26 protein-coding genes are annotated in these 24,457 nt (G+C 69.7%); 15 read left to right on the top strand and 11 right to left on the bottom strand.

Annotated elements, in window-relative coordinates:
• Positions 1 to 11: 11 nt before the first annotated feature.
• The 4 genes from ASG87_RS16330 to ASG87_RS16315 are packed head-to-tail and all read right to left on the bottom strand — an operon-like array spanning position 12 to position 3,589.
• The gene (locus tag ASG87_RS16330) at positions 12 to 1,310 is read right to left on the bottom strand and encodes an FAD-dependent oxidoreductase (RefSeq protein WP_056007660.1); all 1,299 of its coding nucleotides are present in this window, start codon (positions 1,308 to 1,310) and stop codon (positions 12 to 14) included.
• Complete coding sequence (locus tag ASG87_RS16325) at positions 1,303 to 1,554, bottom strand: (2Fe-2S)-binding protein (RefSeq protein WP_056007657.1); 252 nt, start codon at positions 1,552 to 1,554, stop codon at positions 1,303 to 1,305. Before ASG87_RS16325 ends, ASG87_RS16330 begins: the two co-directional genes overlap by 8 nt.
• Positions 1,551 to 2,651 carry an FAD-dependent oxidoreductase gene (locus ASG87_RS16320; RefSeq protein WP_056007654.1) on the bottom strand — a complete coding sequence of 367 codons (1,101 nt, stop codon included), beginning with the start codon at positions 2,649 to 2,651 and terminating at the stop codon, positions 1,551 to 1,553. The genes ASG87_RS16325 and ASG87_RS16320 overlap by 4 nt, the downstream gene beginning before the upstream one ends.
• The gene (locus ASG87_RS16315) at positions 2,648 to 3,589 is read right to left on the bottom strand and encodes a proline racemase family protein (protein ID WP_056007651.1); all 942 of its coding nucleotides are present in this window, start codon (positions 3,587 to 3,589) and stop codon (positions 2,648 to 2,650) included. Before ASG87_RS16315 ends, ASG87_RS16320 begins: the two co-directional genes overlap by 4 nt.
• A 152-nt stretch (positions 3,590 to 3,741) precedes the next feature.
• Here ASG87_RS16315 and ASG87_RS16310 point away from each other — a divergent pair, with 152 nt between their 5' ends.
• The 7 genes from ASG87_RS16310 (at position 3,742) to ASG87_RS16280 (ending at position 11,462) form a co-directional block, all read left to right on the top strand.
• Positions 3,742 to 4,455, top strand: coding sequence for an AraC family transcriptional regulator (locus ASG87_RS16310; RefSeq protein ID WP_056007648.1), 714 nt, complete (start codon positions 3,742 to 3,744; stop codon positions 4,453 to 4,455).
• A gap of 340 nt (positions 4,456 to 4,795) precedes the next feature.
• Positions 4,796 to 7,861 (top strand): TonB-dependent receptor, encoded by a 3,066-nt coding sequence (locus ASG87_RS16305; protein ID WP_056007646.1) that lies wholly within the window; start codon positions 4,796 to 4,798, stop codon positions 7,859 to 7,861.
• 198 nt (positions 7,862 to 8,059) lie between these two features.
• Entirely contained in the window at positions 8,060 to 9,142 is a 1,083-nt protein-coding gene (locus ASG87_RS16300) for a nitronate monooxygenase (protein WP_056007643.1), read from the top strand.
• A 118-nt stretch (positions 9,143 to 9,260) separates the two neighbouring features.
• Positions 9,261 to 9,647, top strand: coding sequence for a ribosome silencing factor (gene rsfS, locus ASG87_RS16295; RefSeq protein ID WP_056007640.1), 387 nt, complete (start codon positions 9,261 to 9,263; stop codon positions 9,645 to 9,647).
• Between the two features lie 205 nt (positions 9,648 to 9,852).
• Positions 9,853 to 10,323 (top strand): 23S rRNA (pseudouridine(1915)-N(3))-methyltransferase RlmH, encoded by a 471-nt coding sequence (gene rlmH, locus ASG87_RS16290; protein ID WP_056007637.1) that lies wholly within the window; start codon positions 9,853 to 9,855, stop codon positions 10,321 to 10,323.
• A gap of 73 nt (positions 10,324 to 10,396) precedes the next feature.
• Positions 10,397 to 10,846, top strand: a complete 450-nt coding sequence (locus tag ASG87_RS16285; protein WP_056007636.1) for a GNAT family N-acetyltransferase — start codon at positions 10,397 to 10,399, stop codon at positions 10,844 to 10,846.
• A 46-nt stretch (positions 10,847 to 10,892) separates the two neighbouring features.
• On the top strand, positions 10,893 to 11,462 hold the full coding sequence (locus tag ASG87_RS16280; protein WP_056007634.1) for a Maf family protein: 570 nt from the start codon (positions 10,893 to 10,895) through the stop codon (positions 11,460 to 11,462).
• A gap of 43 nt (positions 11,463 to 11,505) precedes the next feature.
• Here ASG87_RS16280 and ASG87_RS16275 read toward each other — a convergent pair whose 3' ends face one another.
• On the bottom strand, positions 11,506 to 12,312 hold the full coding sequence (locus tag ASG87_RS16275) for a CPBP family intramembrane glutamic endopeptidase (protein ID WP_056007631.1): 807 nt from the start codon (positions 12,310 to 12,312) through the stop codon (positions 11,506 to 11,508).
• Between the two features lie 165 nt (positions 12,313 to 12,477).
• Between ASG87_RS16275 and ASG87_RS16270 the strand changes: the two genes are divergently transcribed.
• Positions 12,478 to 14,025 (top strand): TerC family protein, encoded by a 1,548-nt coding sequence (locus tag ASG87_RS16270; RefSeq protein WP_056007628.1) that lies wholly within the window; start codon positions 12,478 to 12,480, stop codon positions 14,023 to 14,025.
• Positions 14,026 to 14,038: 13 nt separating this feature from the next.
• Here the strand turns inward: ASG87_RS16270 and ASG87_RS16265 are convergent, their stop codons facing one another.
• The gene (locus ASG87_RS16265; RefSeq protein ID WP_056007625.1) at positions 14,039 to 14,434 is read right to left on the bottom strand and encodes an MAPEG family protein; all 396 of its coding nucleotides are present in this window, start codon (positions 14,432 to 14,434) and stop codon (positions 14,039 to 14,041) included.
• A 119-nt stretch (positions 14,435 to 14,553) separates the two neighbouring features.
• Here ASG87_RS16265 and ASG87_RS16260 point away from each other — a divergent pair, with 119 nt between their 5' ends.
• From ASG87_RS16260 to ASG87_RS20295, 3 genes are all read left to right on the top strand, one after another.
• The gene (locus ASG87_RS16260) at positions 14,554 to 15,417 is read left to right on the top strand and encodes a neutral zinc metallopeptidase (RefSeq protein WP_056007622.1); all 864 of its coding nucleotides are present in this window, start codon (positions 14,554 to 14,556) and stop codon (positions 15,415 to 15,417) included.
• A 227-nt stretch (positions 15,418 to 15,644) separates the two neighbouring features.
• Positions 15,645 to 16,388 (top strand): RHS repeat-associated core domain-containing protein, encoded by a 744-nt coding sequence (locus tag ASG87_RS19645; RefSeq protein ID WP_162258384.1) that lies wholly within the window; start codon positions 15,645 to 15,647, stop codon positions 16,386 to 16,388.
• 255 nt (positions 16,389 to 16,643) lie between these two features.
• A complete protein-coding gene (locus ASG87_RS20295; protein ID WP_157511135.1) occupies positions 16,644 to 16,970 on the top strand; it encodes a hypothetical protein in 327 nt (108 codons plus the stop codon).
• Positions 16,971 to 17,014: 44 nt separating this feature from the next.
• Here the strand turns inward: ASG87_RS20295 and ASG87_RS16250 are convergent, their stop codons facing one another.
• From ASG87_RS16250 to ASG87_RS16230, 5 genes are read right to left on the bottom strand one after another with little or no spacing between them, the layout of a single operon-like run.
• Positions 17,015 to 17,497 (bottom strand): hypothetical protein, encoded by a 483-nt coding sequence (locus ASG87_RS16250; protein ID WP_056009006.1) that lies wholly within the window; start codon positions 17,495 to 17,497, stop codon positions 17,015 to 17,017.
• Between the two features lie 39 nt (positions 17,498 to 17,536).
• Entirely contained in the window at positions 17,537 to 17,812 is a 276-nt protein-coding gene (minE, locus tag ASG87_RS16245) for a cell division topological specificity factor MinE (protein WP_056009003.1), read from the bottom strand.
• 5 nt (positions 17,813 to 17,817) lie between these two features.
• Positions 17,818 to 18,633 (bottom strand): septum site-determining protein MinD, encoded by an 816-nt coding sequence (minD, locus tag ASG87_RS16240; RefSeq protein WP_056007616.1) that lies wholly within the window; start codon positions 18,631 to 18,633, stop codon positions 17,818 to 17,820.
• 41 nt (positions 18,634 to 18,674) lie between these two features.
• The gene (gene minC / locus ASG87_RS16235) at positions 18,675 to 19,454 is read right to left on the bottom strand and encodes a septum site-determining protein MinC (protein ID WP_056007614.1); all 780 of its coding nucleotides are present in this window, start codon (positions 19,452 to 19,454) and stop codon (positions 18,675 to 18,677) included.
• Entirely contained in the window at positions 19,451 to 20,071 is a 621-nt protein-coding gene (locus tag ASG87_RS16230) for a GNAT family N-acetyltransferase (RefSeq protein ID WP_056007611.1), read from the bottom strand. Before ASG87_RS16230 ends, minC begins: the two co-directional genes overlap by 4 nt.
• 218 nt (positions 20,072 to 20,289) lie before the next feature.
• Between ASG87_RS16230 and ASG87_RS16225 the strand changes: the two genes are divergently transcribed.
• The 4 genes from ASG87_RS16225 to ASG87_RS20290 all read left to right on the top strand — a co-directional run bounded on the left by ASG87_RS16225 (position 20,290) and on the right by ASG87_RS20290 (position 24,439).
• A complete protein-coding gene (locus tag ASG87_RS16225) occupies positions 20,290 to 21,513 on the top strand; it encodes a sensor histidine kinase (protein ID WP_056009001.1) in 1,224 nt (407 codons plus the stop codon).
• A 130-nt stretch (positions 21,514 to 21,643) separates the two neighbouring features.
• Positions 21,644 to 22,285: a response regulator transcription factor gene (locus ASG87_RS16220; RefSeq protein ID WP_046970578.1), complete on the top strand. Its 642-nt coding sequence runs from the start codon at positions 21,644 to 21,646 to the stop codon at positions 22,283 to 22,285.
• Positions 22,286 to 22,580: 295 nt separating this feature from the next.
• The gene (locus ASG87_RS16215; protein ID WP_056007608.1) at positions 22,581 to 23,969 is read left to right on the top strand and encodes a hypothetical protein; all 1,389 of its coding nucleotides are present in this window, start codon (positions 22,581 to 22,583) and stop codon (positions 23,967 to 23,969) included.
• Positions 23,970 to 24,202: 233 nt separating this feature from the next.
• Entirely contained in the window at positions 24,203 to 24,439 is a 237-nt protein-coding gene (locus tag ASG87_RS20290) for a hypothetical protein (protein WP_157511133.1), read from the top strand.
• Positions 24,440 to 24,457: the final 18 nt, after the last annotated feature.

The following is a 24,457-nucleotide window of genomic DNA, read 5'->3' as shown; positions in this document are numbered from 1 at the left end:
CTCGTTGGTCGTCAGGTAGACAGGTCGGGAATGGACGAGTCGGGGAGGGACAGGTCGGCGGCGGCCAGCGAGGCCAGCCGCGCGGGAAACAGCGGCGGACGGAAGCCGCCGCGCGGAAAGCGGCCGAGCTCGGCCAGCGCGCTGCCGCAGACGCGGCCCTGGCACGCGCCCATGCCGCAGCGCGTGGCGAGCTTGGCGGCGCGGGCGTCGTCGAACCCGTCCAGCGCGGCCAGCGCGACGTCCTCGCAGCGGCAGACGACGGTGTCGCCGTCGGCCAGCGCGCGCAGGCGCGCGTCGAGCGCGAAGTGCCGCGCGAGCAGGCGGGCGAAGCGGCGCTCGCGCTCGCGCGCGGGAAGCAGATCGGTCGCGGCGGCGATGGCGCCGGCGGCGACGTGCCCGGCGATGGCGCCTTCGATGCGGGCGGCGGCGAGGCCGCCCACGCCGCACAGCTCGCCGGCGGCGTAGATGTTGGCGACGCTGGTGCGCAGCATGCGGTCCACCTGCACGCGCGGATGCGTGCCGGCGTCGTCGGTGGCGCAGCCGAGCAGGGCGGCCAGCTCGACGTTCGGCACCAGGCCGTAGCCGACGGCGAGCATGTCGCAGGCGATCCGCCGCGAGCCGTGCGCGTCTTCGATGTCGATGCCTTCCAGCGCGTCGATGCCGTGCGCCGCGCGCACGAACGAGCCGAAGCGGTAGGGCACCCCGGCCAGCGTCGCGCGCAGCGCCGCGGCCTGCGCGACGCGCGCGGGCCAGCGCCACAACTGCCGCGCGAACGCCGAGACGGCCGTGGCAGGCGCCTGCTCGTGGATGCCCAGCACGTGCGCGCCATGCCGGCGCAGCGTGGCGGCGGCGGCCAGCAGCAGCGGGCCGCTGCCGGCCACCGCCACGCGCTTGCCGGCGACCGGCCAGCCCTGCTTGGCGAGCGCCTGCAGGCCGCCGGCGCCGGTCACGCCGGGCAGCGTCCAGCCGGGGAAGGGCAGCAGCAGTTCGCGCGCGCCGGTAGCCAGCACCAGGGCGCCGAAGACGAGCCGCACCGCGGTCTGCGGCGTTTCCGCCAGCAGCGTGCGACGTCCGGCCGCGACGATCTGGTGCTGCGGCAGCCATTCCACGCGCCGGCGCGCGAGCGCGTCCAGGGCTTTTCGCGCGGCGCGCGGCGCGCCCCGGCGCACGTCGTGGCGCCAGACCTGGCCGCCGTGGCGGGCCTGCGCATCGAGCAGGCCGACCCGCGCGCCGTGGCTGGCGGCGGCCTGCGCCGCGGCCAGTCCCGCCGGGCCGGCGCCGACGACCAGTACGTCGTAGCGCTCAGTCATCGGTGTTCACCTGCATGCCGTCGCGCGCCGGCGTGATGCATGCGCGCTGGTGGGGTACGCCGTCGATCCGCACGCGGCATTCGAAGCACACGCCCATGCCGCACACCGGCGCGCGCGGCTCGCCGCGCACCGAGCGGCGGAAGCGGGTCGTCACCCTGGCGACCGCGGCGGCCACGCTGCTGCCGGCCGGCACGGCGACCGGCTCGCCGTCCACGCTGAGCCGCACGACGCCGGCCGCGTTCATGCGAGCGCCCTCGCCGGCGCGTAGGGCGCAGGGTCGATCGCCGGGGTGCGCCCCAGCAGCAGGTCGAGCATCAACTGGGCGCTGCCCAGCGCGGTGGTGACGCCCAGCCCCTCGTGGCCCGCGGCGACCCACAGGTCGGCGCGGCCGGGAACGGCGCCGAGATAGGGACGCCCGTCCGGCGTGGCGGGGCGGAACCCGGTCCAGGCGCGGATCGCGCGCAGCCCGCGCAGGGCCGGCATGAAGTCGAAGGCGCGCTGCAGCATGCGTTGCAGCATCGGCGCGGAAACCGACGGATCGGCCACGTCGAATTCGCGCGAGGAGCCGATCAGGATCTGCCCGGTCGGGCGCGGCTGCACGTTGAAGGCGACGCTGCTGCCGGCGTGGCCGTGCGCGCTGTCGGCGTAGCCCAGTTCGAGCACCTGGTGATGCAGCAGCCCCGGGTAGCGGTCGGTGATGAGCAGGTGTCCCTTGCGCGGGCGCAGCGGCAATTGCGGCAGCAGTTCGGGCAATGCGCAGCCGGTGGCGACCAGGGTGGGGCCGGCCAGCACGGTGCCGTCGTCCAGGGTCACCGCGGCCCTGCCCAGCCGGCGCGCGGCGCGGCCGGCGTACAGCACCGCGCCGCGTTGCCGCGCGCGGCGGACCAGGTGCAGCGCCATCCGCGGCGGATATACCACGGCCTCGCGCGGCACCAGCATGCCGCCGCACAGCCCGGGGGCCAGCGCCGGTTCGAGCCGGTACAGCGCCTGCGCGTCGACGGCGTGCGCCTCGCCGCCGGAGGCTTCCAGCCGCGCGACGCGCTGCGCGATGCCTGCGGCCTCCGCTTCGTTGCGGGCGACCCACAAGGTGCCGCAGCGGCTGAACTCGGCCTCGGCGAGGTCGGCGAACTCCTCCCAGCGGTGCAGCGAATGGCGCGCCAGCGCCAGTTCCGCCGGGTCGTCGTCCATCGCCACCAGGTGCCCCATCGCGCAGGCGGTGGCGCCGCCGCCGATCGGGCCGGGCTCGACGATCGCGACGCGCAGCCCGGCGGCGGCCGCCTCATCGGCGCAACTGGCGCCGACGATGCCGGCGCCCACCACGATGAGGTCGTAGCCGTTCATTCCCCGCCGCTGCCCCAGGCGAACGGATCGTCGTCGTCGATCAGCAGCGTGGCCTGCGCGGTGACGTGCGCGGTACCGGTGATCTGCGGCAGCACGCCGCGCGCGCCGTTCACGTAGCGCGCCTCGAACACGCTGCCCAGGATGCTCTCCTGCCGCCAGACGGCGCCCGGCGCCAGCTTGCCGTCGGCGGCGAGGCAGGCCAGCTTGGCGCTGGTGCCGGTGCCGCAGGGCGAGCGGTCGTAGGCCATGCCGGGGCAGAGCACGAAATTGCGCGCGTCGGCATCGGGCGAGGCGGACCTGGCGTTGACCTCGATATGGTCGATCTCGCCGCCGTCGTCGCCGCGGATGCCGGCGTCGGTCAGGGCGTATCTGATCGCCTCGGTATAGGCGGTCAGCTCGCGCCGGTGGACGATGTCCAGCGGCAGCGGGGCGTCGTCGGTGATGAAGAACCAGTTGCCGCCCCAGGCGATGTCGCCGCGCACGCGGCCGTAGCCCGGCACGTCGATCTCCATGCCGGCCTCGAGCCGGTAGCTTTCCACGTTGTCGACCGAGACGCGCCCGTCGGCATGCAGCTTCACCCCCACGGTGCCCACCGGGGTGTCCACGCTGTGCCGGCCCGGCGCGAGCCGGCCAAGGTGCGCCAGGGTGCGGATCACGCCGATGGTGCCGTGCCCGCACATGCCCAGGTAGCCCACGTTGTTGAAGAAGATCACCCCGGTGCAGGCGCCCGGGCTGCGCGCCGGCCGCAACAGGGCGCCGACCATGGCGCTCGATCCCCGCGGCTCGCAGGTGATCGCGCTGCGCCAGGCGTCGTGCCGGTCGCGGAAACGCTGGCGCTGCTCGGCGAGGGAGACGTCGCCCAGGTCGGGCAGGCCGCCGAGGACGACGCGGGTGGGCTCGCCGCCGGTGTGCGAGTCGATGACATGGACGGTATGCATGCCGCCATGTTCCTGCCGGGGGCGTTTTGGCGTCTAGGCAAGCTTGCCCCTGCCGGATGCGGAATTCGGCATAGTTGCTGTTTGCCGCCCACGGGCCTTGTTACTGTCGGGGCGTGCCGTGCAGCTCGGTTGACGATTCCGGGGGAGGCCGTATGGACGTGAAGATTTCAGCAGGTGAATTGCAGCTTCTGTTCGACGCGCTGCCGGACGTCGTGTTCTTCGTGAAGGACCGCGCCGGACGCTATACCCATGCCAACCTTACGCTGGTGCGCCGGCTCGGGCTGAAGCGCCGGGAGGACGTGCTCGGCCGCAGCGTCACCGAGCTGTTTCCCAGCACGCTGGGCACCTCGTATGCGTCGCAGGACCGCCGCGCGCTGCTCGGCGAATCGATCGAGAACCAGCTCGAGGTGCATATCCTGCCCAACCGAGCGCCGGGCTGGTGCCTGACCTGCAAGTATCCGCTGCGCTCGCGTGCGGAAATCTGCGGAGTGGTCGGCATTTCGCGCGACCTGAACAAGCCGGACGGGAAGCACCCGACCTATCCGCGGTTGATCCGCGTGATGGACTACCTGCAGGACCACTATGCGGAAAGCGTGCGCGTGGGCACCCTGGCCGGCCTGGCCGAGGTGTCGGTGGCGCAGTTGGAGCGGCATTTCCGCAGGGTGTTCCAGCTGACCCCGCAGCAGGCGCTGACCAAGGTGCGCATCGAGGCGGCGATGCGGCTGCTGCTGGGGCGCGACAGCGTCGCGGACATCGGCCTGGCCTGCGGCTTCACCGACCAGAGCGCGTTCGCGCGGCAGTTCAAGGCCACCGTCGGGATGACGCCGCGGGAGTACCGCGGGCTGTATGCCGGCGCGAGGATCTGAGCGGCATTCCCACTGCGCGGATGCGCGCGCTCCGGGCGCAAGAACTTGTGCGGAACACCGCACCCATTCCGCAAGAATCCGACAAGACGCATCGATGCGGCGCATTTCACCATGTGCCGGAGTTCTGCGATTTTGTCCCGGTCTTGCGTTGCGTTTCACGATGCCGTGGCGCCGCAGGCACAGGTCGATGTTCTCGCAGGCATGCGGCAAGCCTGCTCCGTTGGGGACGGAGCGAGGCGGGGGAGGGACGCGGCAGAACTCCAGATGCCCCGATAGCTCAACCGGCGCGCCAGCGGTACGCACGCCGGTTCCAATCCATAAAGATCTGGAGAGAACACCGATGAACAATCATTCCCTGTTCCGGGGAACACCGCTTCGACGCAACCTGCTGACGGCTGCGCTGGTGGCGGGGCTGGGCACGGCCGGCCTGGTGCATGGCCAGGCGACGACCGGCACCATCTTCGGCCAGGCGCCGGCCGGCAGCGGCGACACGGTCGCGATCAGGAACTCCTCCGGCATCACCCGCCAGGTGGCGGTGGACGCGCAGGGCCGCTACTCGATCGCCGCGCTCCCGCTGGGCACCTACACCGTCAGCCTGCTGCGCGACGGCAAGGAAGTCGATTCGCGCAGCAACGTCACCCTGCGCGTGGGCGCGGGCACCGAGGTCTCGTTCGTCGCCGCGGCCGATGCCGGGCAGGCGAAGGACCTGTCGGCGGTCGAGGTGACGGCGAGCGCGCTGCCCGCCATCGACGTCACCGGCGTGGACTCGCGCACCGTCATCACCTCCGAGCAACTGGCCCGCCTGCCGCTGGCGCGCAGCGCCGAGGCGATCGCCCTGCTGGCGCCGGGCGTGGTCGAGGGCAGCGGCTACTTCGGCGGCCCCACCGGCGGCACGGTGGTCTCCTTCGGCGGCTCCTCGGTCACCGAGAACGCGTACTACATCAACGGCTTCAACACCACCGACCCGCTGAGCAACTTCGGCGGCTTCACGCTGCCGTACGGCTCGATCGACCAGCAGGAAATCCTCAGCGGCGGCTACGGCGCGGCGTACGGCCGTTCCGACGGCGGCGTGATCAGCCAGGTCGGCAAGCGCGGCACCAACGAGTGGCATTTCGGCGGCCAGGTGCTGTGGACGCCGGCGTTCGCCCGCGGCGAGCAGCGCGACATCCACTACGTCAGCGGCGCCGACCGCGGCACGCTGTACGACCGCAACTCGCGGGACCGTTCGTGGACCACGGTGGTCAGCGCCTACGCCGGCGGCCCGCTGATCAAGGACAAGCTATTCCTGTTCGCCTCGGCCGAGGCCGAGCGGCGCGAAGGCAGCAGCATCGGGTCGACCGACTCGCCGTACAAGACCAACTACCGCAACGACTACCCGAAGTGGTACGCGAAGCTGGACTGGAACATCACCGAAAGCAACATCCTCGAGGTGACCGGCGCGTCCTCCAAGCGCTCCTACTCGGCCGACCGCTTCAACTACGACTACGACACCGGCAGGTCCGGCGCTCCCGCCAGCCCGGCGGTGCCGACCAAGGCCGGCGCCGACATGTACGTCGCCAAGTTCACCAGCTACATCACCGACGACCTGACCCTGTCGGCGTTGTACGGCCGCATGGACGGCACCTACTACAACCAGGTCACCAACCGCTATCCGGACATCGGGCGGCTGTACAGCACGAACAAGCAGAACCCCGCGCTCAACGGCGGCAGCCCGATCGTCAGCCCGCAGACCCTCGGCGAGATCGCCGATCCCACCCACACCTCGCGCAACACCAACCTGCGCATCGACTTGAGCTACCGGCTGGGCGACCACACGCTCTCCGCCGGTATCGACAACCAGACCATCAAGGACATGAACGACGGCACCCGGATGGCCGATCCCGGCTATGCCTGGGAATACAACGTGGGCAACCCAAGCACCCCGATCAAGGGCGCGCCGGGCGACGCGAACTACGTCGCCGCGCCGGGCGGCTATGCCGGCGGCGAGACCGGCTACTACGTCGCCAAGTACCGCCGCTACGGCGGCGGCAGCGTGCGCGTGGAACAGCGCGCGCAGTACGTCGAGGATAGCTGGCAGGTCAACGACCGCTGGCTGCTCAAGCTCGGCCTGCGCAACGACCAGTTCACCAACTACAACCCCAACGGCCAGTCCTACCTGCGCCTGACCAAGCCGCAGTGGGCGCCGCGCGTGGGCTTCAGCTGGGACGTCAACGGCGACTCCAGCTTCAAGATCTACGGCAACGCCGGGCGCTACTTTCTGGCCCTGCCGTCCACGGTGGCGATGCGCCAGGCCGGCGCGCCGCTGTATACGCGCGAGTACTTCACCTACACCGGCATCGATTCGAACGGCCAGCCCACCGGGCTCACCCCGGTCGATACCAGCCGCGGCGTCGGCGCGCCGATCTCGGACAACCGCGAATACGGCCAGTCGCACGATCCGAAGATGGTCACCGCCACCAACCTGAAGTCGGAGTACCAGGACGAGTTCATCCTCGGCTTCGACAAGAAGCTGGGCAACGACTGGGTGTACGGCGCCAAGGCGACCTACCGCAACCTGCGCACCGCGATCGACGACTTCGGCGACTCCGGCGCCGTCGCCGCCAAGATGGACCGCATGGGCATCGACCGCAGCACCTACGACGCCGACCAGATCTCCGGCGCCTACCTGTTCAACCCCGGCCGCACCAACATCCTCAAGGTGCAGAAGTACGACGGCAGCTACTACTCGGTGCCGATGACCACGGCGGACTTCGGCTTCTCCTCGGGCATCAAGCGGCACTACTACGGGCTGAACCTGTTCCTGGAGCATCCGTTCGACGGCACCTGGTCCGGCAAGATCGACTACCTGTTCTCGCGCAGCTACGGCAACAGCGAAGGCCAGGTGCGTTCCGACATCGGCCAGGAAGACGTGTCCGCCACGGTGGACTGGGACTACGCGCAGGTCATGGAGTACGCCAACGGCGAGCTGTCCAACAGCCGGCGGCACCAGCTCAAGGCGTACGGCTCCTACCAGATCGCGCCGGAATGGCTGCTCTCGGGCAACGTGGCGATCCTCTCCGGCGCGCCGCGCAGTTGCCTCGGCTACTACGGCCCGGGCGAGACCAACCCCGGGCTCGGCTACAGCGGCGGCTACTACCACTGGTGCGGCGGCAAGGTGTCGCGCCCGGGCGACGCCGGCCACAACCCGTGGCAGTACATCGTCAGCCTGAGCGCCGAGTACCGCCCGGAGTGGGCCGGCAAGAAGCTGGGCATCAACGTGATGGTCTACAACGTGCTCAACAACCGGGTCACGACGCAGACCGACCCGTTCTACGGCTCGACCGGCGGCGAGTACCCGTCCTACCGGATCCCTGTCACCCAGTCGCAGCCGCGCTACGTCCGCTTCGGCGTGACCTACGACTTCTGACGCGGCCGCAAGGCCGTCGATCGGCCCGAATGACCGGGCGGTGCGCGCAACGCGCATCGCCCGGGCGGTACCTTTTTGCCTCCCCGGCTTGCGCCGCCCGTGAGACGGCGGCCTTTTTTTGCCCCGGGGCCGGGAGGCGTTTTTCCCCTGCAACGGGATCGATGGATACTGGGGGCCGGAACGGTTCCGGAGTAGCCCATGCATGCCTCGTTCGTCCGCCGGGTCGGCATCGTCCATCCCCTGATCCAGGCGCCCATGGCCGGCGCCACCACGCCCGCGCTCGCCGCCGCGGTATCCGAGGCCGGCGGCCTCGGCTCGCTGGGGGCCGGCTACCTCGAACCGGAGGCGATCCTGGCGCAGGCGGCTGACACGCGGGCGCTCACCCGCCGCCCGTTCGGCGTCAACCTGTTCGTGCTGCCCGACGACTTCGAGCCGGACATGGCCGCGGTGGCGCGTGCGCGTGCGCGGCTGGACGCGCTGATGGAGCGCGAGGGCATCGAGGCGCGCACGCAGTTGCCCGCGCGCTGGGCACCGCGCTTCAGCGACCAGTTGGCGGCGCTGCGCGAGGCGCGGCCGGCGGTGGCGAGCTTCGCCTTCGGCCTGCTTTCGCCGGCGCAACTGCGCGAGCTGCAGGCGCTGGGCATCGTGGTGGTCGGCACCGCGACCACGGCGGCGGAAACGCGCGCCTGGGCCGAGCTGGGAGCGGATGCGGTGTGCGTGCAGGGCGCCGAGGCCGGCGGCCATCGCGGCACCTTCCTGCATGCGCCGGACGAGGCGATGGTCGGCCTGTTCGCGCTGCTGCCGCTGGCCCTGCGCGCGGCCGCGGAATGCGCGCCGGACATGCCGGTGATCGCCGCCGGCGGGATCATGGACGGGCGCGCCATGCTCGCCGCCGAGGTGCTCGGCGCGGCGGCCAGCCAGCTCGGCACGGCTTTCCTGGGCTGCCCCGAGAGCGCGGCCGCGGCGGCGTGGAAACGGGACCTGCCGGCCGCCGAGGACCACCGCGTCACGACCATCCGCAGCTTCTCGGGCCGCGCGGCGCGCGGCCTGCGCAACCGCTACGTGGAGGCGATGGAGGGCGCCATGGCGGAGCTGCCCGGCTATCCCGCGCTCAATGCGCTCACCGCGCCGCTGCGCCGCGCCGCCGCCCAGGCCGGCCGCGGCGACCTGCTGTCGGAATGGTGCGGCCAGGCGGCCGCGCTCGTCCGCGACCTGCCAGCCGCCGAACTGGTGGCGGTGCTGATGGACGAATACGGCGCGGCGGCGCGCGCGCTGGAATGAGCGGCCGGGAAGGGCGCCGGCGACCGCCGCGGCCGGCCTTGACGTGCCCTTGCGGCAGGGACGCTATACTGCGGCCCGCGCCATCCCGCGCGGCGATACCGCACCGAGGCCCTCCCGCTTGAGCACTGCCCGTACGAACAAGGCCGTTACCACGGCCGCCCTGCGCAAGTCCGTCATCGACGCGCTGGACGAACTGAAGGCCAAGGACGTCCGCGAGATCGACGTCCGTGGCAAGACCTCCATCGCCGACCTGCTGGTGATCGCTTCCGGCACCTCCGCGCGCCACGTCAAATCCATCGCCGACGAAGTGGTGAAGTTCGCCAAGAAGGCGGGCGTGATGCCGCTGGGCGTGGAAGGCGAGCAGGAGGCCGAGTGGGTGCTGGTCGACCTGGGCGACGTGATCGTCCACGTGATGCTGCCGCGCATCCGCGAGTTCTACGGCCTGGAAAGGCTGTGGACGGTAGGCGACCACGAACAGGATGTCGGCGCCGCGAGCGCCGGGTGAGCCGCGATCCGCGCGCGACGTCCGGCTCTTCCCCTTCTCCCCTCCGGGGAGAGGACCGGGGGCCGGCCCCGCGGCATGGGATCGACGAAGCAGGACGCCACTCCGACATGCGCTCCCGCAGGCCCCGGCCGCTCGCCCCGGCCCTCTCGCCGAAGGGGAAGGGAAGCGGATGCCGTACGTCGTCTTTCGTCCTTGGGCGGCGACGATGCGCGCGCGCCTGATCGCCGTCGGCGAGCGCATGCCCGCATGGGTGGCTGAAGGCTTCGCCGAATACCGCAAGCGGCTTTCGCACGAGCTGCCGCTGGAACTGGTCGAGCTGAAGCCCGGCGTGCGCGGCAAGGGCCGCGACGACGCGCGCGCGATGCACGACGAAGGCGCCGCGATCCTCGCGGCCTTGCCCCGCGACATCCATGTCGTCGCGCTCGACGGGCGCGGCAAGACCTGGTCCAGCGAGCAACTGGCCGAGCAATTGGCGAAATGGCGCATGGCCGGCCGCGACCTGGCGTTCCTGATCGGGGGGCCGGACGGCCACGCGGCCGAGGTGCTGGCGCGCGCCGACCAGTCGTGGTCGCTGGGGCCGCTGACGCTGCCGCACATGCTGGTGCGGCTGGTGCTGGCCGAGCAGTTGTACCGCGCCACCACCCTGCTGGCCGGGCATCCCTACCACCGCGCCTGAGCCGCGCGGCGGGTTGCCGGCACCGGCGCGCTCCGGGTAGCGTGGCGGCCGTCCAGACCACTGCGTGATGCCCATGCCCTTCCAGATCCTGCCGGCCACGATCCACGACCTCGACACGCTGGCGCCGCTGTTCGACGGCTACCGCCAGTTCTACGGGCAGCCCGCGGACCTGGGGCGCGCGCGCGACTTCCTGTCCGACCGCCTCGTCCATCACGAGTCGCAGATCCTGCTGGCGCGCGACGCCGCGGGCGAAGGGCTGGGTTTCACCCAGTTGTATCCGCTGTTCTCCTCGGTGCGCACCGTGCGCACCTTCCTGCTGAACGACCTGTTCGTGGCCGCCGCCGCGCGTCGCCGCGGCGTGGCGACCGCCCTGCTGGACGCCGCCGTCGAGCAGGCGCGGCGCCTGGGCGCGGCGAGCCTGTCGCTGTCGACCGCGCTGGACAACGCGCCGGCACAGGCGCTGTACGAAGGACGCGGCTGGCAGCGCGACCGCCAGTTCTGCGAATACAGCCTGGCGCTCTGAGCGCGCATTGGCTATGCAGGACGCTTTCGTTTCCACGGGCAGACCGATGCTCTACCTCGCCTCGCAATCGCCGCGCCGGCGCGAGCTGCTGCAACGGTTCGGGATTCCGTTCGCCGCGCTCGACGTGGACGTGCCGGAGCGGCGGGCGGCGGGCGAGTCGCCGCAGGACTATGTGGTCCGCGTCGCGCGCGACAAGGCGAAGGCCGGCCTGGCCGCGCTCGACGGCGCCGCCGGCGCCCTGGTGCTCGGCTCGGACACCGAGGTGGTGCTGGACGACGAAGTGTTCGGCAAGCCGGCCGATGCGGCCGATGCGGCGGCCATGCTGCGGCGGCTGTCCGGCCGCACGCACGACGTGGTGTCGGCGGTGTGGTGCGTCGGCGCCGCGCGGGAGCGGCACGAGCTGTGCGTTTCCAAGGTGCGCTTCGCGCCGCTGGACGAGGCCGCCATCGCCGCCTACGTCGCCACCGGCGAACCGTTCGGCAAGGCCGGCGCCTATGCCATCCAGGGGCGCGGCGCGATCCTGGTGGAGCACCTGGAAGGCAGCTATTCCGGCGTGATGGGGCTGCCGCTGTTCGAGACGGCGCGGCTGCTGCGCGGATTCGGCCTGCCAGCCTGAGCGCCTGCCCGGGCTCCGGCGATTGCGCCGGCCGGACGCCGGCTCAGTGGCCGGGCGGCAGCGCGACGAACCATGCCGCCACCGCCAGCAGGTTGTTCACGCCGTGCGCCAGCACCGACGGCCACAGCGAGCCCGAGCGCAGGCGCAGCCAGGCCAGCACCGCGGCGAGCAGGGCCAGGTTCGGCACCGCGTACCACAGGTAGTTGAGGTCGGGCAGGTGCACCGCGGCGAACAGCAGCGAACTGACCGCCATCGCGCCGCCGGCCGGCATCCGCCGCAGCAGCGCCGACAGCAGCACGCCGCGGAACAGCAATTCCTCCACCAGCGGCCCGGCGCTCACCACCAGCAGCGCCAGCGGGATGCGTAGGGCCAGCGAACTGGCGCCGCCGAGCTGCTTGACGTCCTGCGTCACCTGGTGGCCGTGCGCCAGCCACTGGGTCAGCCAGCCGCCCAGCACCGGCATCGCCAGGCCGAACAGCACGGCCAGCGCGTAGTACGCCGGCGGGCCGCGGCGGTTCAGGCCGAAGCCGGGCGGCGCGGCCATCGCCCATGGCCCCGGCCAGCAGCGCCGCGCCAGCCACAGGGTCAGCGTGGCCGCGACGAGCAGGGTCAGGATGACCAGCACCACGCCGGTATCCGGGCGGGACAGCTCGGCCTGCAATTGCGCCTGGAAACCGGCCGTGCCGAGGTTGCCCCGGTACAGCCCGACCGCCAGCCCGAGGAGCAGGCCGAGCAGGCCGCTGACCACCAGTTGCAGCAGGAAGTAGAGCAGGATCAGGCACAGCGCGCCGCCGATTCCCGGGACGCGGACGTGGCGTGGCGGGAACGTGCTGGCGGAGGATTCTTCCATGGCGTGCCTGCGGTACGGGGTGGCTGAGCCAGAACGCCCATCGCCCGGCGCGCCCACGCTAGCGGGCGGGCGCGGGCAAGGCAATCCCGCAGGGCGCCGGGGGCGGGGCTGCCTGTATAGTGGGGCGGCCCTGCACGGAGGATCCGAGGCGCCGCGCGCCCACCCATGTTCGTCTTCGATTGGCTTGCCGACCCCACCGCCTGGGCCGGACTCCTCACCCTGGTGGTGCTGGAGATCGTGCTGGGCATCGACAACCTGGTGTTCGTCGCCATCCTCGCCGACAAGCTGCCGCCCGCGCAGCGCGACCGCGCGCGCATCCTCGGCCTGACGCTGGCGCTGCTGATGCGGCTGGGCCTGCTCGGCGCGATGAGTTGGCTGGTGCGGCTGACCGCGCCGATCGTCACCTGGCATGCGCTGTCGCTGTCCTGGCGCGACATCATCCTGCTGCTCGGCGGCGCCTTCCTGCTGTTCAAGGCCACGCTGGAGCTGCACGAGCGGCTGGAGGCGGGCGACGACCACGCCGCCGGCAGCCGGGCGCCGGCCCGCTTCTGGCTGGTGGTGGCGCAGATCGTGGTGCTCGACGCGGTGTTCTCGCTCGACTCGGTGATCACCGCGGTCGGCATGGTCGAGCAGTTGTCGGTGATGACGATCGCCGTGGTGGTGGCGATGGTGCTGATGATCAGCGCCAGCAAGCCGCTCACCGCCTTCGTCAACGCGCGGCCGACGGTGATCGTGCTGTGCCTGTCGTTCCTGCTGATGATCGGCTTCAGCCTGGTGGCCGAGGGCCTGGGCTTCCATATCCCGAAGGGCTATCTGTACGCCGCGATCGGCTTCTCGATCATGATCGAGGCGTTCAACCAGACCATGCGGCGCAACCGGCGGCGCAGCCTGCTCGGCAGCGCGCGCCACCTGCGCGACCGCACCGCGCAGGCGGTGCTGCGGCTGCTGGGCGCCGGCGGCGAGGACGAGATCGACGCGCCCGGCGGCGCCGCCGAGGAGGGCGTGGCGGTGTTCGGCCGCGACGAACTGGCGATGGTGCAGGGCGTGCTCGACCTGGCGCAGCGCCCCGTGCGCTCGATCATGACGCCGCGGCCGGGAATCAGTTGGATCGACCCGCGCGAGAGCGCGGACGCGCTGCGCGCGGAAGTCGCCGCCTCGCCGCACCAGTGGCTGCCGGTGGCCGGCGACGACCTGGACCAGTTGATCGGCGTGGCCTCCTCGCGCGACCTGCTGGCGAGCCTACTCGAACACGGCCGCATCGACGTCGACAGCGTGGTGCGCAAGCCGATGACCGTGCTCGAATCGCTGAGCGTGCTGCGCCTGATCGACGAATTCCGCCGCGCGCCGCTGCAGGTGGCCCTGGTGGTGGACGAATACGGCAGCGTGCTCGGCATGGTCACGCCGACCGACGTGCTCGAGGTGATCGCCGGCGAATTCCCCGACGAGCTGAGCGGCGATCCCTCCGCGGTGCGCGAGAGCGACGGCGCCTGGCTGCTCGACGCCAGCCTCGACCTGCGCCGCATCGAGCACCTGCTCGGCATCCGGCTCAACGGCGACGACAGTTTCGCGACCCTGGCCGGCTACGTGCTGCAGCGGCTGGGCCGGCTGCCCGCGGTCGGCGATGCGTTCGACGGCGACGGGCTGCGCTTCGAGGTGGTCGCGATGGACGGCGCGCGCATCGAGCGGCTGCGCGTCGTGCCGGCCGCCGCCTGAGTGGCGCGCTTCTTCAACTGAGCACGAAGGCCCGGATCAATCCGTACACGCCCAGCGCGAGCGTGGCCAGCCAGCCGATGCTGCCCAGCGCGAAACCGCCTTCGCGCCTGGCGGCATCCTGCAGGTAGGCCGCCGCATACCAGGCGCGGCCAGCGACCCAGACCAGGCCGGTGATTCCAGCCCAGGCGGCGAAGCCGTAGTGCGCCGCCAGCCACAGCGACGGCAGGAACATCAGGGTCGATTCGAGCGTGTTCATCTGCACCCGGAACGCCCGGTCGAACGCGGGATGGCCGCTGGTCGCCGGCGCCTTGATGCCGTACTTCGAGCGGGCCCGGCCCACCGCGATGGCGGTGCCGAACTGCAGCAGAACGGTGAGCAAAACGACCAGGGCGGGCAGGTGCTGGGACATGGCGGGTTCTCGCTGAAAGGTGGCCTACTGTAGCGGCAGCGGACCGTGGCGGGATCGGGCGCGAGGGGTTATCGTCGCCGGGCGGCACCGGCGGCGGTGCATCGGTCGGCGAGGCGGGCATGGACTGGCAGAAAGGCGGCAGCAGCGACAACGTCGAAGTCGACAGCGGCCGCGGCGGTGGCGGCATGCGCTTCGGCGGCGGCCGCGGCATGGGCATCGGCGGCATCATCATCATGGCGATCCTGGGCTGGGTGTTCTTCAAGAACCCGATGGCCCTGCTCGACCAGGGCGGCGGCCAGGTCGGCGCCCCCGCGCCGAGCGGCCAGCCGGTGCAGGTGGACCCGCAGCAGAAGCAGTTCGTCAGCGCGATCCTGCATTCCACCGAGCAGACCTGGGGCGAGCTTTTCGCCGCCGCCGGCCGGACCTACGTCGAGCCCAAGCTGCACCTGTTCAGCGGCAGCGTCGACACCGCCTGCGGCGCGGCCTCCACCGCGGTGGGCCCGTTCTACTGTCCGGGCGACCAGAAGGTCTACCTGGACCTGGACTTCTTCCAGGAGCTGCAGACCCGCTTCCACGCGGCGGGCGACTTCGCCCGCGCCTACGTGATCGGCCACGAGGTCGGCCACCACGTGCAGAAGCTGCTCGGCGTGTTCGACAAGGTCGAGCAGGCCCGCCGCCAGGGTGCCGAGATGGAAGGCGCGAACGGCCTGTCGGTGCGCCAGGAGCTGCAGGCCGATTGCTTCGCCGGCGTCTGGGCCAACCACAGCCAGCAGCGCCTGCAATGGCTGCAGGACGGCGACGTGGAATCCGCGCTCAACGCCGCCAGCCAGATCGGCGACGACACCCTGCAGCGCGAAGCGCGCGGCACGGTGGTGCCCGACTCCTTCACCCACGGCACCTCGGCCCAGCGCGTGAAGTGGTTCAAGACCGGCTTCCAGGGCGGCGACGTCAACCAGTGCAACACGTTTGCCGGTACGCCTTGAGGATTCCGTTTCTAGCCGGCCTCTCCTGTCATAGTCGTTGCTGGGGTGATATCGACGGTACGGAACCGTTTGTGTCGGTATAGGACAGTCCTGCCATCGGTATGTGGTGTAAAGCCGGGTGCATGGCGCGTTATGAAAGCTCGGGGCTTTCGCGTTGCGTTTCACGCATACAGGCAAGTTGCCAAAGGACGCGCGACACAGTCGCCAATCGCAAACGGAGAGCTGGGATGCGTGCGATACGAAAGATGAAGTTCCTGGGGGTGTGCGCATTCCTGCTCTTGGCATGGAGTGCTGCCAAGGCGGGAACAGTTACCTATGTGTATACAGACCCGCAGGGGACCGTGCTTGCGGAGGCGGACGCACAAGGCAACATCACAGCGCGGTTCGATTACGCGCCGTATGGGGCTCTGGCCTTGGGGACACCCCCGACGGGGCCAGGCTATACGGGGCATGTGAACGACCCGGATACCGGGCTCGTGTATATGCAGGCTCGGTATTACGACCCGGAGGTGGGGCGGTTTATTTCCTTGGATCCATTGGGGCCGGTGGCGAGTAATCTGTTTGCATTCAATCGATACGATTACGCCAATAATAATCCGATTGCAAATGTCGATCCGGATGGACGGCAGAGTACGATGAGTGCCGGGTGGTGGGCAGGTCAGGCTGTAATGGCCCAACAGAGTCCTCAGCAGGTACAGCATCTTAATGAACAGAATGCTGCTCAAGCTCGGGTTGTTGCAACCTCTCTTGCTGCTGCAGGAGCGTCTCCTGCGGCAGGGTTTGTAGCGCAGACTGCAATAGCTGTCGCATCTGACTCGCTTGCTGCAGGGAGCCTTGCTGCGGGTGTAATGGCGAATGGCCAAGCGGTAGTCACAAGTGGCGCATTGGTAGCTGAAGGCGTTGCGGCAGCTAATGGGGTCAATGCCCCATGTCAACGTTGTCTACGACGTTGGGAGCGGATGTTTCTTTGACTGCGAGTCAATCCTCGAATTTGGCGCGTTTTGAGAGAAGGGTGCCTGTTGGAAACTTGGGGGTAAAGGTCGATAGCCTAGGAGGCGGGGTTGTTTTCTCGGCGACAGTTCCAGGAAAGGTGCCTGGCTCATCGGCTGTCTATCAGAAAACAGTGGACAGTGCGGGACAAACAACAGGTTATCTTAAGACGATGTTTGCGCCAGATGGTTCTGTCGTTCACATTAAAGACAAAATTAATAACGTGACCATTCCCCATGACCAGTAAAGTGCGGTTGCAGGCAATTTCAGGAAAAGAAGATTTTGCAGATTTGTGTGCGAGGCTATTTAATCCGGAGTGGGTTTTTAAGCTGGATCGATGCGCGTTGGTTGCCATGCTACAGCGTTATCTTGCTGGGCAGGTTTCCACTGAAAGCGTGGTCGATCTGGCGAATGCCCTTGAAATGAATGAACGCGTCAACGTCGACGGGCCGGGAGATGTCGTCATCAACAACGTGCTGTTCGAGCTGGCCAATCCGGAAATAAACGGTGCCTTGACCGAGGCCGGGGCTATGGCCTTGATCGAGACTCTTCAGACGGATTGATGCTTGGGAACGTTCTTGGTCGTTCCCTTCCCCCTTTGCCGGAGTCAGCCGGGCGGCAGTAGCCCGCGCTCTTGCAGCCACTGCCTCGCATTGCCCGCATCCTGCTCGAACCAGGCGCGGGTGGAGCCGAGCCGGAAGGAGTAGCCCCAAGCGTCCATGTCGGCCATCAGGCGGTCGCGGCCGACGCCGGGCAGTGCGTCGGCCAGCACGATCTGCAGGTAGCAGGTGGCGTCTTCTTCCTCGATCGAGTCGGTCGCGTCGGTGTGGACGGCCAGGCGCCGTTCCGGCGGCAGCACGATCAGGTGGCCGGCCTCGTGCAGCAGCGAGTGCACGGGGGTGTCGGCGCGGGCGTAGACCGCGGTGCCGATGATGCCGGCTTCCTCGTCGCCCCAGAAGCTGCCGGGGATCGGCTCGTCGCCGGCGACGCGGTGCAGTTGCAGCCCATAGCGGGCGAGCAGGGCGGCGGGTGCGTCGTAGCCGATGTCGGCCAGGCGCAGCACGCTGGGGGCGGGCGTGGGGTCCTGCATGGGCGCATGCGCCATTCCGGCGGGCCGGAACGGCGTCGCTCAGGTGGCCGGCGTGGCCGCCGGCTTGCCGTCCGGCAGCGCCACCGACAGCTCCAGCACCTCGTGGCCGCTGTCGCGCTCGACGTTGATGTTGATCGCCTCGATGTCGACGTGGACGTATTTCTTGATCACTTCGAGCAGCTCGTTGCGCATCATCGGCAGGTAGTCCGGCGCGCCGCGGGTGGAGCGCTCCTGCGCCACGATGATGCGCAGGCGTTCCTTGGCGACGGTCGCGGTCGGCTCCGGTTTGCGCTTCAGGAAATCGAGAATACCCATCGTGATCAACCTCCGAACACGCGCTGGAAGAAGCCCTTCTTGGCTACGTCGGTGAAGCGCAGCGGCCGTTCCTCGCCGAGGATGCGCGCCACGGTGTCGCTGTAGGCCTGGCCGGCCGGCGATTCGGCGTCCAGAATCACCGGCACGCCGGAGTTGGAGGCGGCCAGCACCTGCTCCGACTCGGGGATGACGCCGACCACGTCGATGCCGAGGATCTCCTCGACGTCCTTCACGCTGAGCATGTCGCCGTTGGCGACGCGGGCCGGGTTGTAGCGGGTCAGCAGCAGGTGCTGCTTGATCGCGCCGTCGCCGCGCTCGGCGCGGCGGGTCTTGCTGGCGAGCAGGCCGAGGATGCGGTCGGAGTCGCGCACCGAGGACACTTCCGGGTTGACCACCACCACCGCGTGGTCGGCGAAGTACATCGCCAGGTGGGCGCCCTTCTCGATGCCGGCGGGCGAGTCGCAGACGACGTAGTCGAAGCCGTCCTCGGACATACCGTCGAGCACCTTCTCCACGCCTTCCTGGGTCAGCGCGTCCTTGTCGCGGGTCTGGCTGGCGGCGAGCACGTAGAGGTTCTCGTGGCGCTTGTCCTTGATCAGCGCCTGCTTCAGCGTGGCCTCGCCGTGCACGACGTTGACGAAGTCGTACACCACGCGGCGCTCGCAGCCCATGATCAGGTCGAGGTTGCGCAGGCCGACGTCGAAGTCGATCACCGCGACTTTCTTGCCGGCGATGGCCAGGCCGGTCGCGAGCGAGGCGCTGGTCGTCGTCTTGCCGACGCCGCCTTTGCCGGAGGTGACAACGATAATCTCAGCAGTCAAGGGCTCATCTCCACTTTATATTTTCTTGTAATGGGCGATCGTCACAGCTTGGCGATCAGCAGTTTTTCCCCGTCGAGCCAGCATTGCACGGACTGGCCTTCGAGGTCTTTGGGAATCTGTTCGAACACGCGGTAGTGGCCGGCGATGGCCACCAGTTCGGCGCGGAAGTCGGATACGAAGATGCGCGCCTTCAGGTCGCCCTGCGCGCCGGCCATGGCGCGGCCGCGCAGGCTGCCGTAGACGTGGATGCTGCCGTCGGCGATCACCTCGGCGCCGTTGGCGATCGCGCCGGTGACCACCAGGTCGCGGTCGCGCGCGTAGATCTGTTGGCCGGAGCGCACCGGGCTGTCCTGGCGCTGGGCGCCGAGCGGCTGGCCGGATGCAGGCGCGGACAGGATCGGCTCGGGCGCGGGCGCCGCGCGCGGTGCCGGCGGGGCGGCCGGTGCGGGTGCGGGCGGTGCGATGCTGCCGCCGTCGGCCGGCTCGTAGGCGGCGCGGAACTTGGCGATCAGCGGCAGCCCCATGCGCTGGGCCAGCGCCTCGGTGGCGCTGGTGCCGTAGGCCAGGCCCACCGGCAGCATGCCGGCGCTGCGCACGGCTTCGAGCAGCGCGTCGACGGCGCCGTCGTCGGGTAGGTCGAGCAGGTGGCTCAGGTCCAGCACCACGGCGGCGCGGGAAAACAGTTGCGGCGCGGCGCGCACGCGGCGCTCCAGCTCGTCGCAGAGGGCGGCGGCGTCGACGCGGCGCACGCGCACGCAGGCAATGCCGACCTGGCCGAAGCGCAGGTCGCAGGCGTCGGTGGTATCCATCTTTGCATTCATGGGCGCCGCTCTCCGGCGAGGCGGCGCTGGGAGGAGTCATCGTGGAAAGGGCGCTGGCGCTCGGCCAGCCACGGCTCGGCGGGCAGGCCGCCGTGGTCGAGGTAGGTGTCGCGCACGTAGGCGTAGCTGGGCAGGTCCTTGGCCAGCAGGCTGACCTGGGGGCCCTTGTCGTCCATGCGCTGCTGTCCCACTTCCTGGAAGCCGTAGGTGCCGTGGAACAGCACCACCACGTCGTCGCGCGGCTCCAGGAACACCTCGCAGGTGAGCAGCGGCACGCGCACCTCGGCGTAGCTGTTCACGTCGCAATAGAAGATCCGGCCCAGGCCGTGGCGGCGGTAGGCGTTGGCGATCACGATGCGGTCGATGTAGACGAACGCGGGGTAGTGCGCATTGAACCAGCGGTAGTTGGTGCTGACGTAGTCGCCGCCTTCGCGCAGGGCGATCAGGAAGCCCGCGATGTGGCCGTCGATCTCGGCCACGCGGAAGTAGTCCGCGTGCTCGTAGAAGTAGCGCAACTGCGCGGCGTCCAGGGCGAGGATGGAGCGGCCGGCGGCGTTGTTGAGCGCCAGTACGGCATCCAGGTCGTGCTCGCGCACGTCGCGGATGGCTAGGGCCATTCGTTGCTCCGCATGGTGGTTCGGGGGCCATGGGCCGACAGGCAGCCCGCGTGATGGCGCATTATGGCATGGGGCCGCGGGCCGTACATCCCGCGCCGCGCCATGTAAAACCTTTGTAAAACGCGGTAAAGCATGGCTTTTGGCACGGTGGCGCGGTAAAGCGAGGGGTGACTTCTCGCGCATTTGTGCGAAAGCCGGGCTCGCCTATGATGCGCTTCATGTCGAGGACGAATACCAGCCATATCGGACTGCTGCGCTATGCGGGGCTGTTCACCTATCTCTGCGTCGGCATGCCGCTGCTGACGGAGTGGGCCAGGGCGCGTCTGAGCCTGCTCAACCAGCCCAATTTCGCGTTGTTGCTGTGGACGTTGTTCTATCTGTTCTTCGGCCTGCTGTATTGGGCGGTGACGACGGACCTGGGCTCGCGTCGCTATTTGACGTTGCGGCTGGTGGGCCTGCTGATGATGAGTGGCGCCGCCATAGCCATCGGCTGGTACAGCCACAGCGGGCTTTCGGCCATGCTGATCACGGTCATGGCGATGGTGTTGCCGTGGCTGGTGCCCTTCTGGCCGAGCGTGCTGTGGCTTGTGCTGTCCAACCTGGCGCTGGCGCCGATCTTCGCGACCTTTCCCGAGTTCAATTACAGCATGATGCTGGCGCTGATGCAGACCAGCATCTATATCGGCTTTGCCGCGATCGCCTTCGTGGCTTCGCTGGTGGCGAGTCAGCAGGCGGAGCAGCGCGAGATCCAGCGGCGGCTCAATTCGGAACTGCGGGCCACCCGCGCCCTGCTGGCCGAATCCACCCGTATCGCCGAGCGCATGCGCATCGCTCGCGAACTGCACGATCTGATCGGCCATCATTTGACGGCGCTGAGCCTCAACCTGGAGGTGGCGAGCCATTTGACCAACGAGGCCGCCGCGGTGCACGTGCACAAGGCCCAGGCGACTGCCAGGCATCTGCTGTCGGACGTGCGCGAGGCGGTGAGCGAGCTGCGCCAGGACGATGCCATCGATCTGACCCAGGCCTTGCAAAGCCTCATCGAGGGAGTGCCGAGCCTGAAGGTGCATGTGGACATGCCGCCGCGCTTCAGCGTGGAAGACCCGCGCCGCGCCCAGGTGCTGCTGCGCTGCGCGCAGGAGATCATCACCAACACCGCGCGCCATGCCGGCGCGCGCCAGCTCTGGCTCACCTTCGCCTATGCCGACGCCAACCGGATCGGGCTGCATGCGCGCGACGATGGGCGCGGCGCGGCGCAGTTCAAGCCGGGCAACGGCCTGTCGGGGATGCGCGAGCGGCTGTCCGAGTTCGGCGGCACGGTCACCATCGAGTCCGGTGCGAGCCAGGGTTTCGCGCTCACCGTGCGGCTGCCGCTGGGCGAGGAGATGGCCCTGGCGCACGCGCCGTCCCGGCTGGAGCCGCCGGCGTTGAGCGTGTCGTGAGCATGCGTGCCGTGCGTCGGCGGGCCGGCTTCCCGCGCACCCGCACGCGCGTGCAAGAATGGATGTCTTGGCGTGCCTGGGATGCGGCGCGCCGGGTGGGCAAGATCATTTACCGTTTCGAGGATCCGCGATGATTTCCGTCTGTCTCGTCGACGACCAGAACCTGGTGCGCCAGGGTGTCCGCTCGCTGCTCGATCTGGCCGAGGACATCCGCGTGGTGGCCGAATGCGCCGACGGCGCGCAGGCGGTGCAGGACATCCCGCGGATCCGCCCCGACGTGGTGCTGCTCGACCTGCGCATGCCCAACATGAGCGGGCTGGAGGTGCTGCAGGCGCTGTCCGCGCGCAACGAGCTGCCGCCGACGATCATCCTGACCACCTTCGACGACGACCAGCTGGTGCTGCAGGGCCTGAAGGCCGGCGCGCGCGGCTACCTGCTGAAGGACGTCTCGCTGGAGCAACTGGTGGAGGCGGTGCGCACGGTGGCCGCGGGCGGCTCGCTGGTGGCGCCGATGGTGACCCAGCGCCTGCTCGCCGGCGTCGGCCGCATGCAGAACCAGTTCACCAGCCTGGAGCAGCCCGACCCGCTGACCGAGCGCGAGACCGAGATCCTGCGCCTGCTGTCCGGCGGCTACAGCAACAAGGAGATCGCCAACTCGCTGAAGGTGGCGGAGGGCACGGTGAAGAACCATGTGTCCAACATCCTCTCCAAGCTCGGCGTGCGCGACCGCACCCGGGCCGTGCTCAAGGCGCTGGAGCTGGGCATCGTCTGATCTCCCGCCGGGCCGCCAGGACCCGGCGGCGGCCGTCCGGGCGGGCGCCCGCGGCGCGTATGGCCGTCCCTACGGCCAGCGCCGGACGGGCCGCAAAGGGCGCCACGGCGCCCTTTGCGGCGGTGCGCAGGGCATGTTGCGCAGCCGATGGCGTTCCACCGCCCGAGCAAGTACCATCCGAAGCTTCGGTGTGCCGCCCCTTCCCAAGTGCGATCCCTCGGGCCTTGCCCGCGGCACCGGGAGCGACGGCTGAAACCCTTGGCGCTGCGTTAAAAACGCTCGGAGAACCCTGGTAATGATGCGTGTTCTTGAATTCATTGTGGCCCTGGTCATCGTCGCCGTCGTCGGCGTGGTGGTGGGCGTGATCATGCCTGGCAGCGGCCACGTGGAACGGTCCCTCGTCATCGGCAAGGACATGCGCCAGGTCTACGACGTGCTGGCCAACTTCCGCCGCTTCCCCGAGTACTCCGTGCTGGGCTCGTACGACCCGCAGGTGAAGTACAGCTTCTCGGGCAAGGCCTACGGCGCGGGCGCCGAGCTGAGCTGGACCGGCAATGCCGACAAGGTCGGCGACGGCAAGCTGACCATCGCCAGCACCGAGCCGGAGTTCGACAAGGTCGACAGCACCGCCAAGAGCGCCAAGATCGTCTGGAACCTCGACAACAACTGGCGCGGCCAGGACAAGCACTTCACCCTCGACCTCGAGCGCCAGGGCAGCCGCGGCCAGTTGACCAAGGTGACCTGGGCGTACGACGTCGCCTACGGCTTCAACCTGATCGACCGCTATTCCAACCTCTACATCCACGGCGACCCGGACGCGTTCATCCAGTTCAGCCTGAACAGCCTGCAGAACGTGCTGGCCACCGTGCCGAACATCGACTACGGCAAGCTGATCCCGTACATCGAGCAGACCAAGCCCACCCCGGTGCTGCTGGTGTCCAGCTCGATCGCCCGCAGCGAGGGTCTGGCCGGCCTCGACGAGGCCACGGCCAACGCCGAGAAGGAAATCCAGGCCGCCGCCAAGAAGCTGGGCGTGAACGTGGTCGGCCCGCGCATCATCTTCACCACCAACTACGGCGACCAGAACTACACCTTCGACGTGGCCATGCCGATCGATGCCACCAGCCTGACCGTGGCCGGCCAGAGCCAGGAACTGACCGCGCCGCAGCCGCCGAAGCTCGATGCCGCCGGCCAGCCGGCCGACGCGGCCAGCACCGCCGCTCCTGCCAGCGCCGGCAGCAGCGCGGCGCCTGCCGACGCCACCGCGCCGGGCAGCCGCGACCGCTTCGGCCGCCTGGTCGTCGACGGCAGCGTGCGCGGCGCGCTGGTCTTCGGCGGCCCGGCACTGAAGGCCTCCTGGTCCGGCACCGCCGCCGGCGTGCCGCAGACCCGCGACATGCTCAAGGCCTATGCGCAGACCCACGGCTACAAGTTCGACGAGGTGGTCAACCGCCTGTACGACATCCAGGTGCAGCCGGAAGTGAAGGACGCCGGCGGCAACGTCACCACCTACGCCAAGTTCGACGTCTACCTGCCGGTCACCGACGCACCGGAGCAGACGCCGGAACAGGCGGCCGGCATCCAGCCGCCGTCGCTCGAGGCGGCGCCGGCCTCGTCGGCCTCCGCGCCGGCCGCGGCCGGCACGGCGGCGGCCCCGGCCAGCGCCGAAAGCGCGGCCCAGTAAGCCGACGTCCGGCCAGCTCCATCGAACCCCGTCCGCGCAAGCGGGCGGGGTTTTTTGCGTGCTGTATCGGGAGCGCCGGGGCGGCCGGTGCCTGGCGGTTGGGCGTGGCCGGTCCGCGCGTACCGCATCGCTCAGCTTCTGCCGTCATCCCGGCGGACGCCGGACGGGAGCGGGAGCCGGGGGCCGGGGGCCGGGGGGCGGTGCCTTTGGCTTCGCCGGCTCGGAGTCGCCGGATGACCAGCCTTCGGCTGTTGAAAAGCGCCTCCTGCCCGACCGGCCCTGCGGTCGTTGAAAGCCGCAGGGATGACGGGGGCGGCGCAGGAATGGCGCAAGTGGCATGGGAGCATGGCCGCTTTCGCGGCCGCTTCTTCGCTGCTTTTCCCCGTGCCATCGCCACGGCTGAGGAACTTTTCCCGGCGCCGTGCGGTACATTGCAGGCGTTTGTCATCCGCGCCGGTCGCCTGGCGTGACGCCGCCGATGCCGTTTC

This window comes from Frateuria sp. Soil773, from assembly GCF_001428405.1.
Lineage (GTDB): Bacteria > Pseudomonadota > Gammaproteobacteria > Xanthomonadales > Rhodanobacteraceae > LMSL01.
This window is presented reverse-complemented; position numbering and strand designations above follow the sequence as displayed.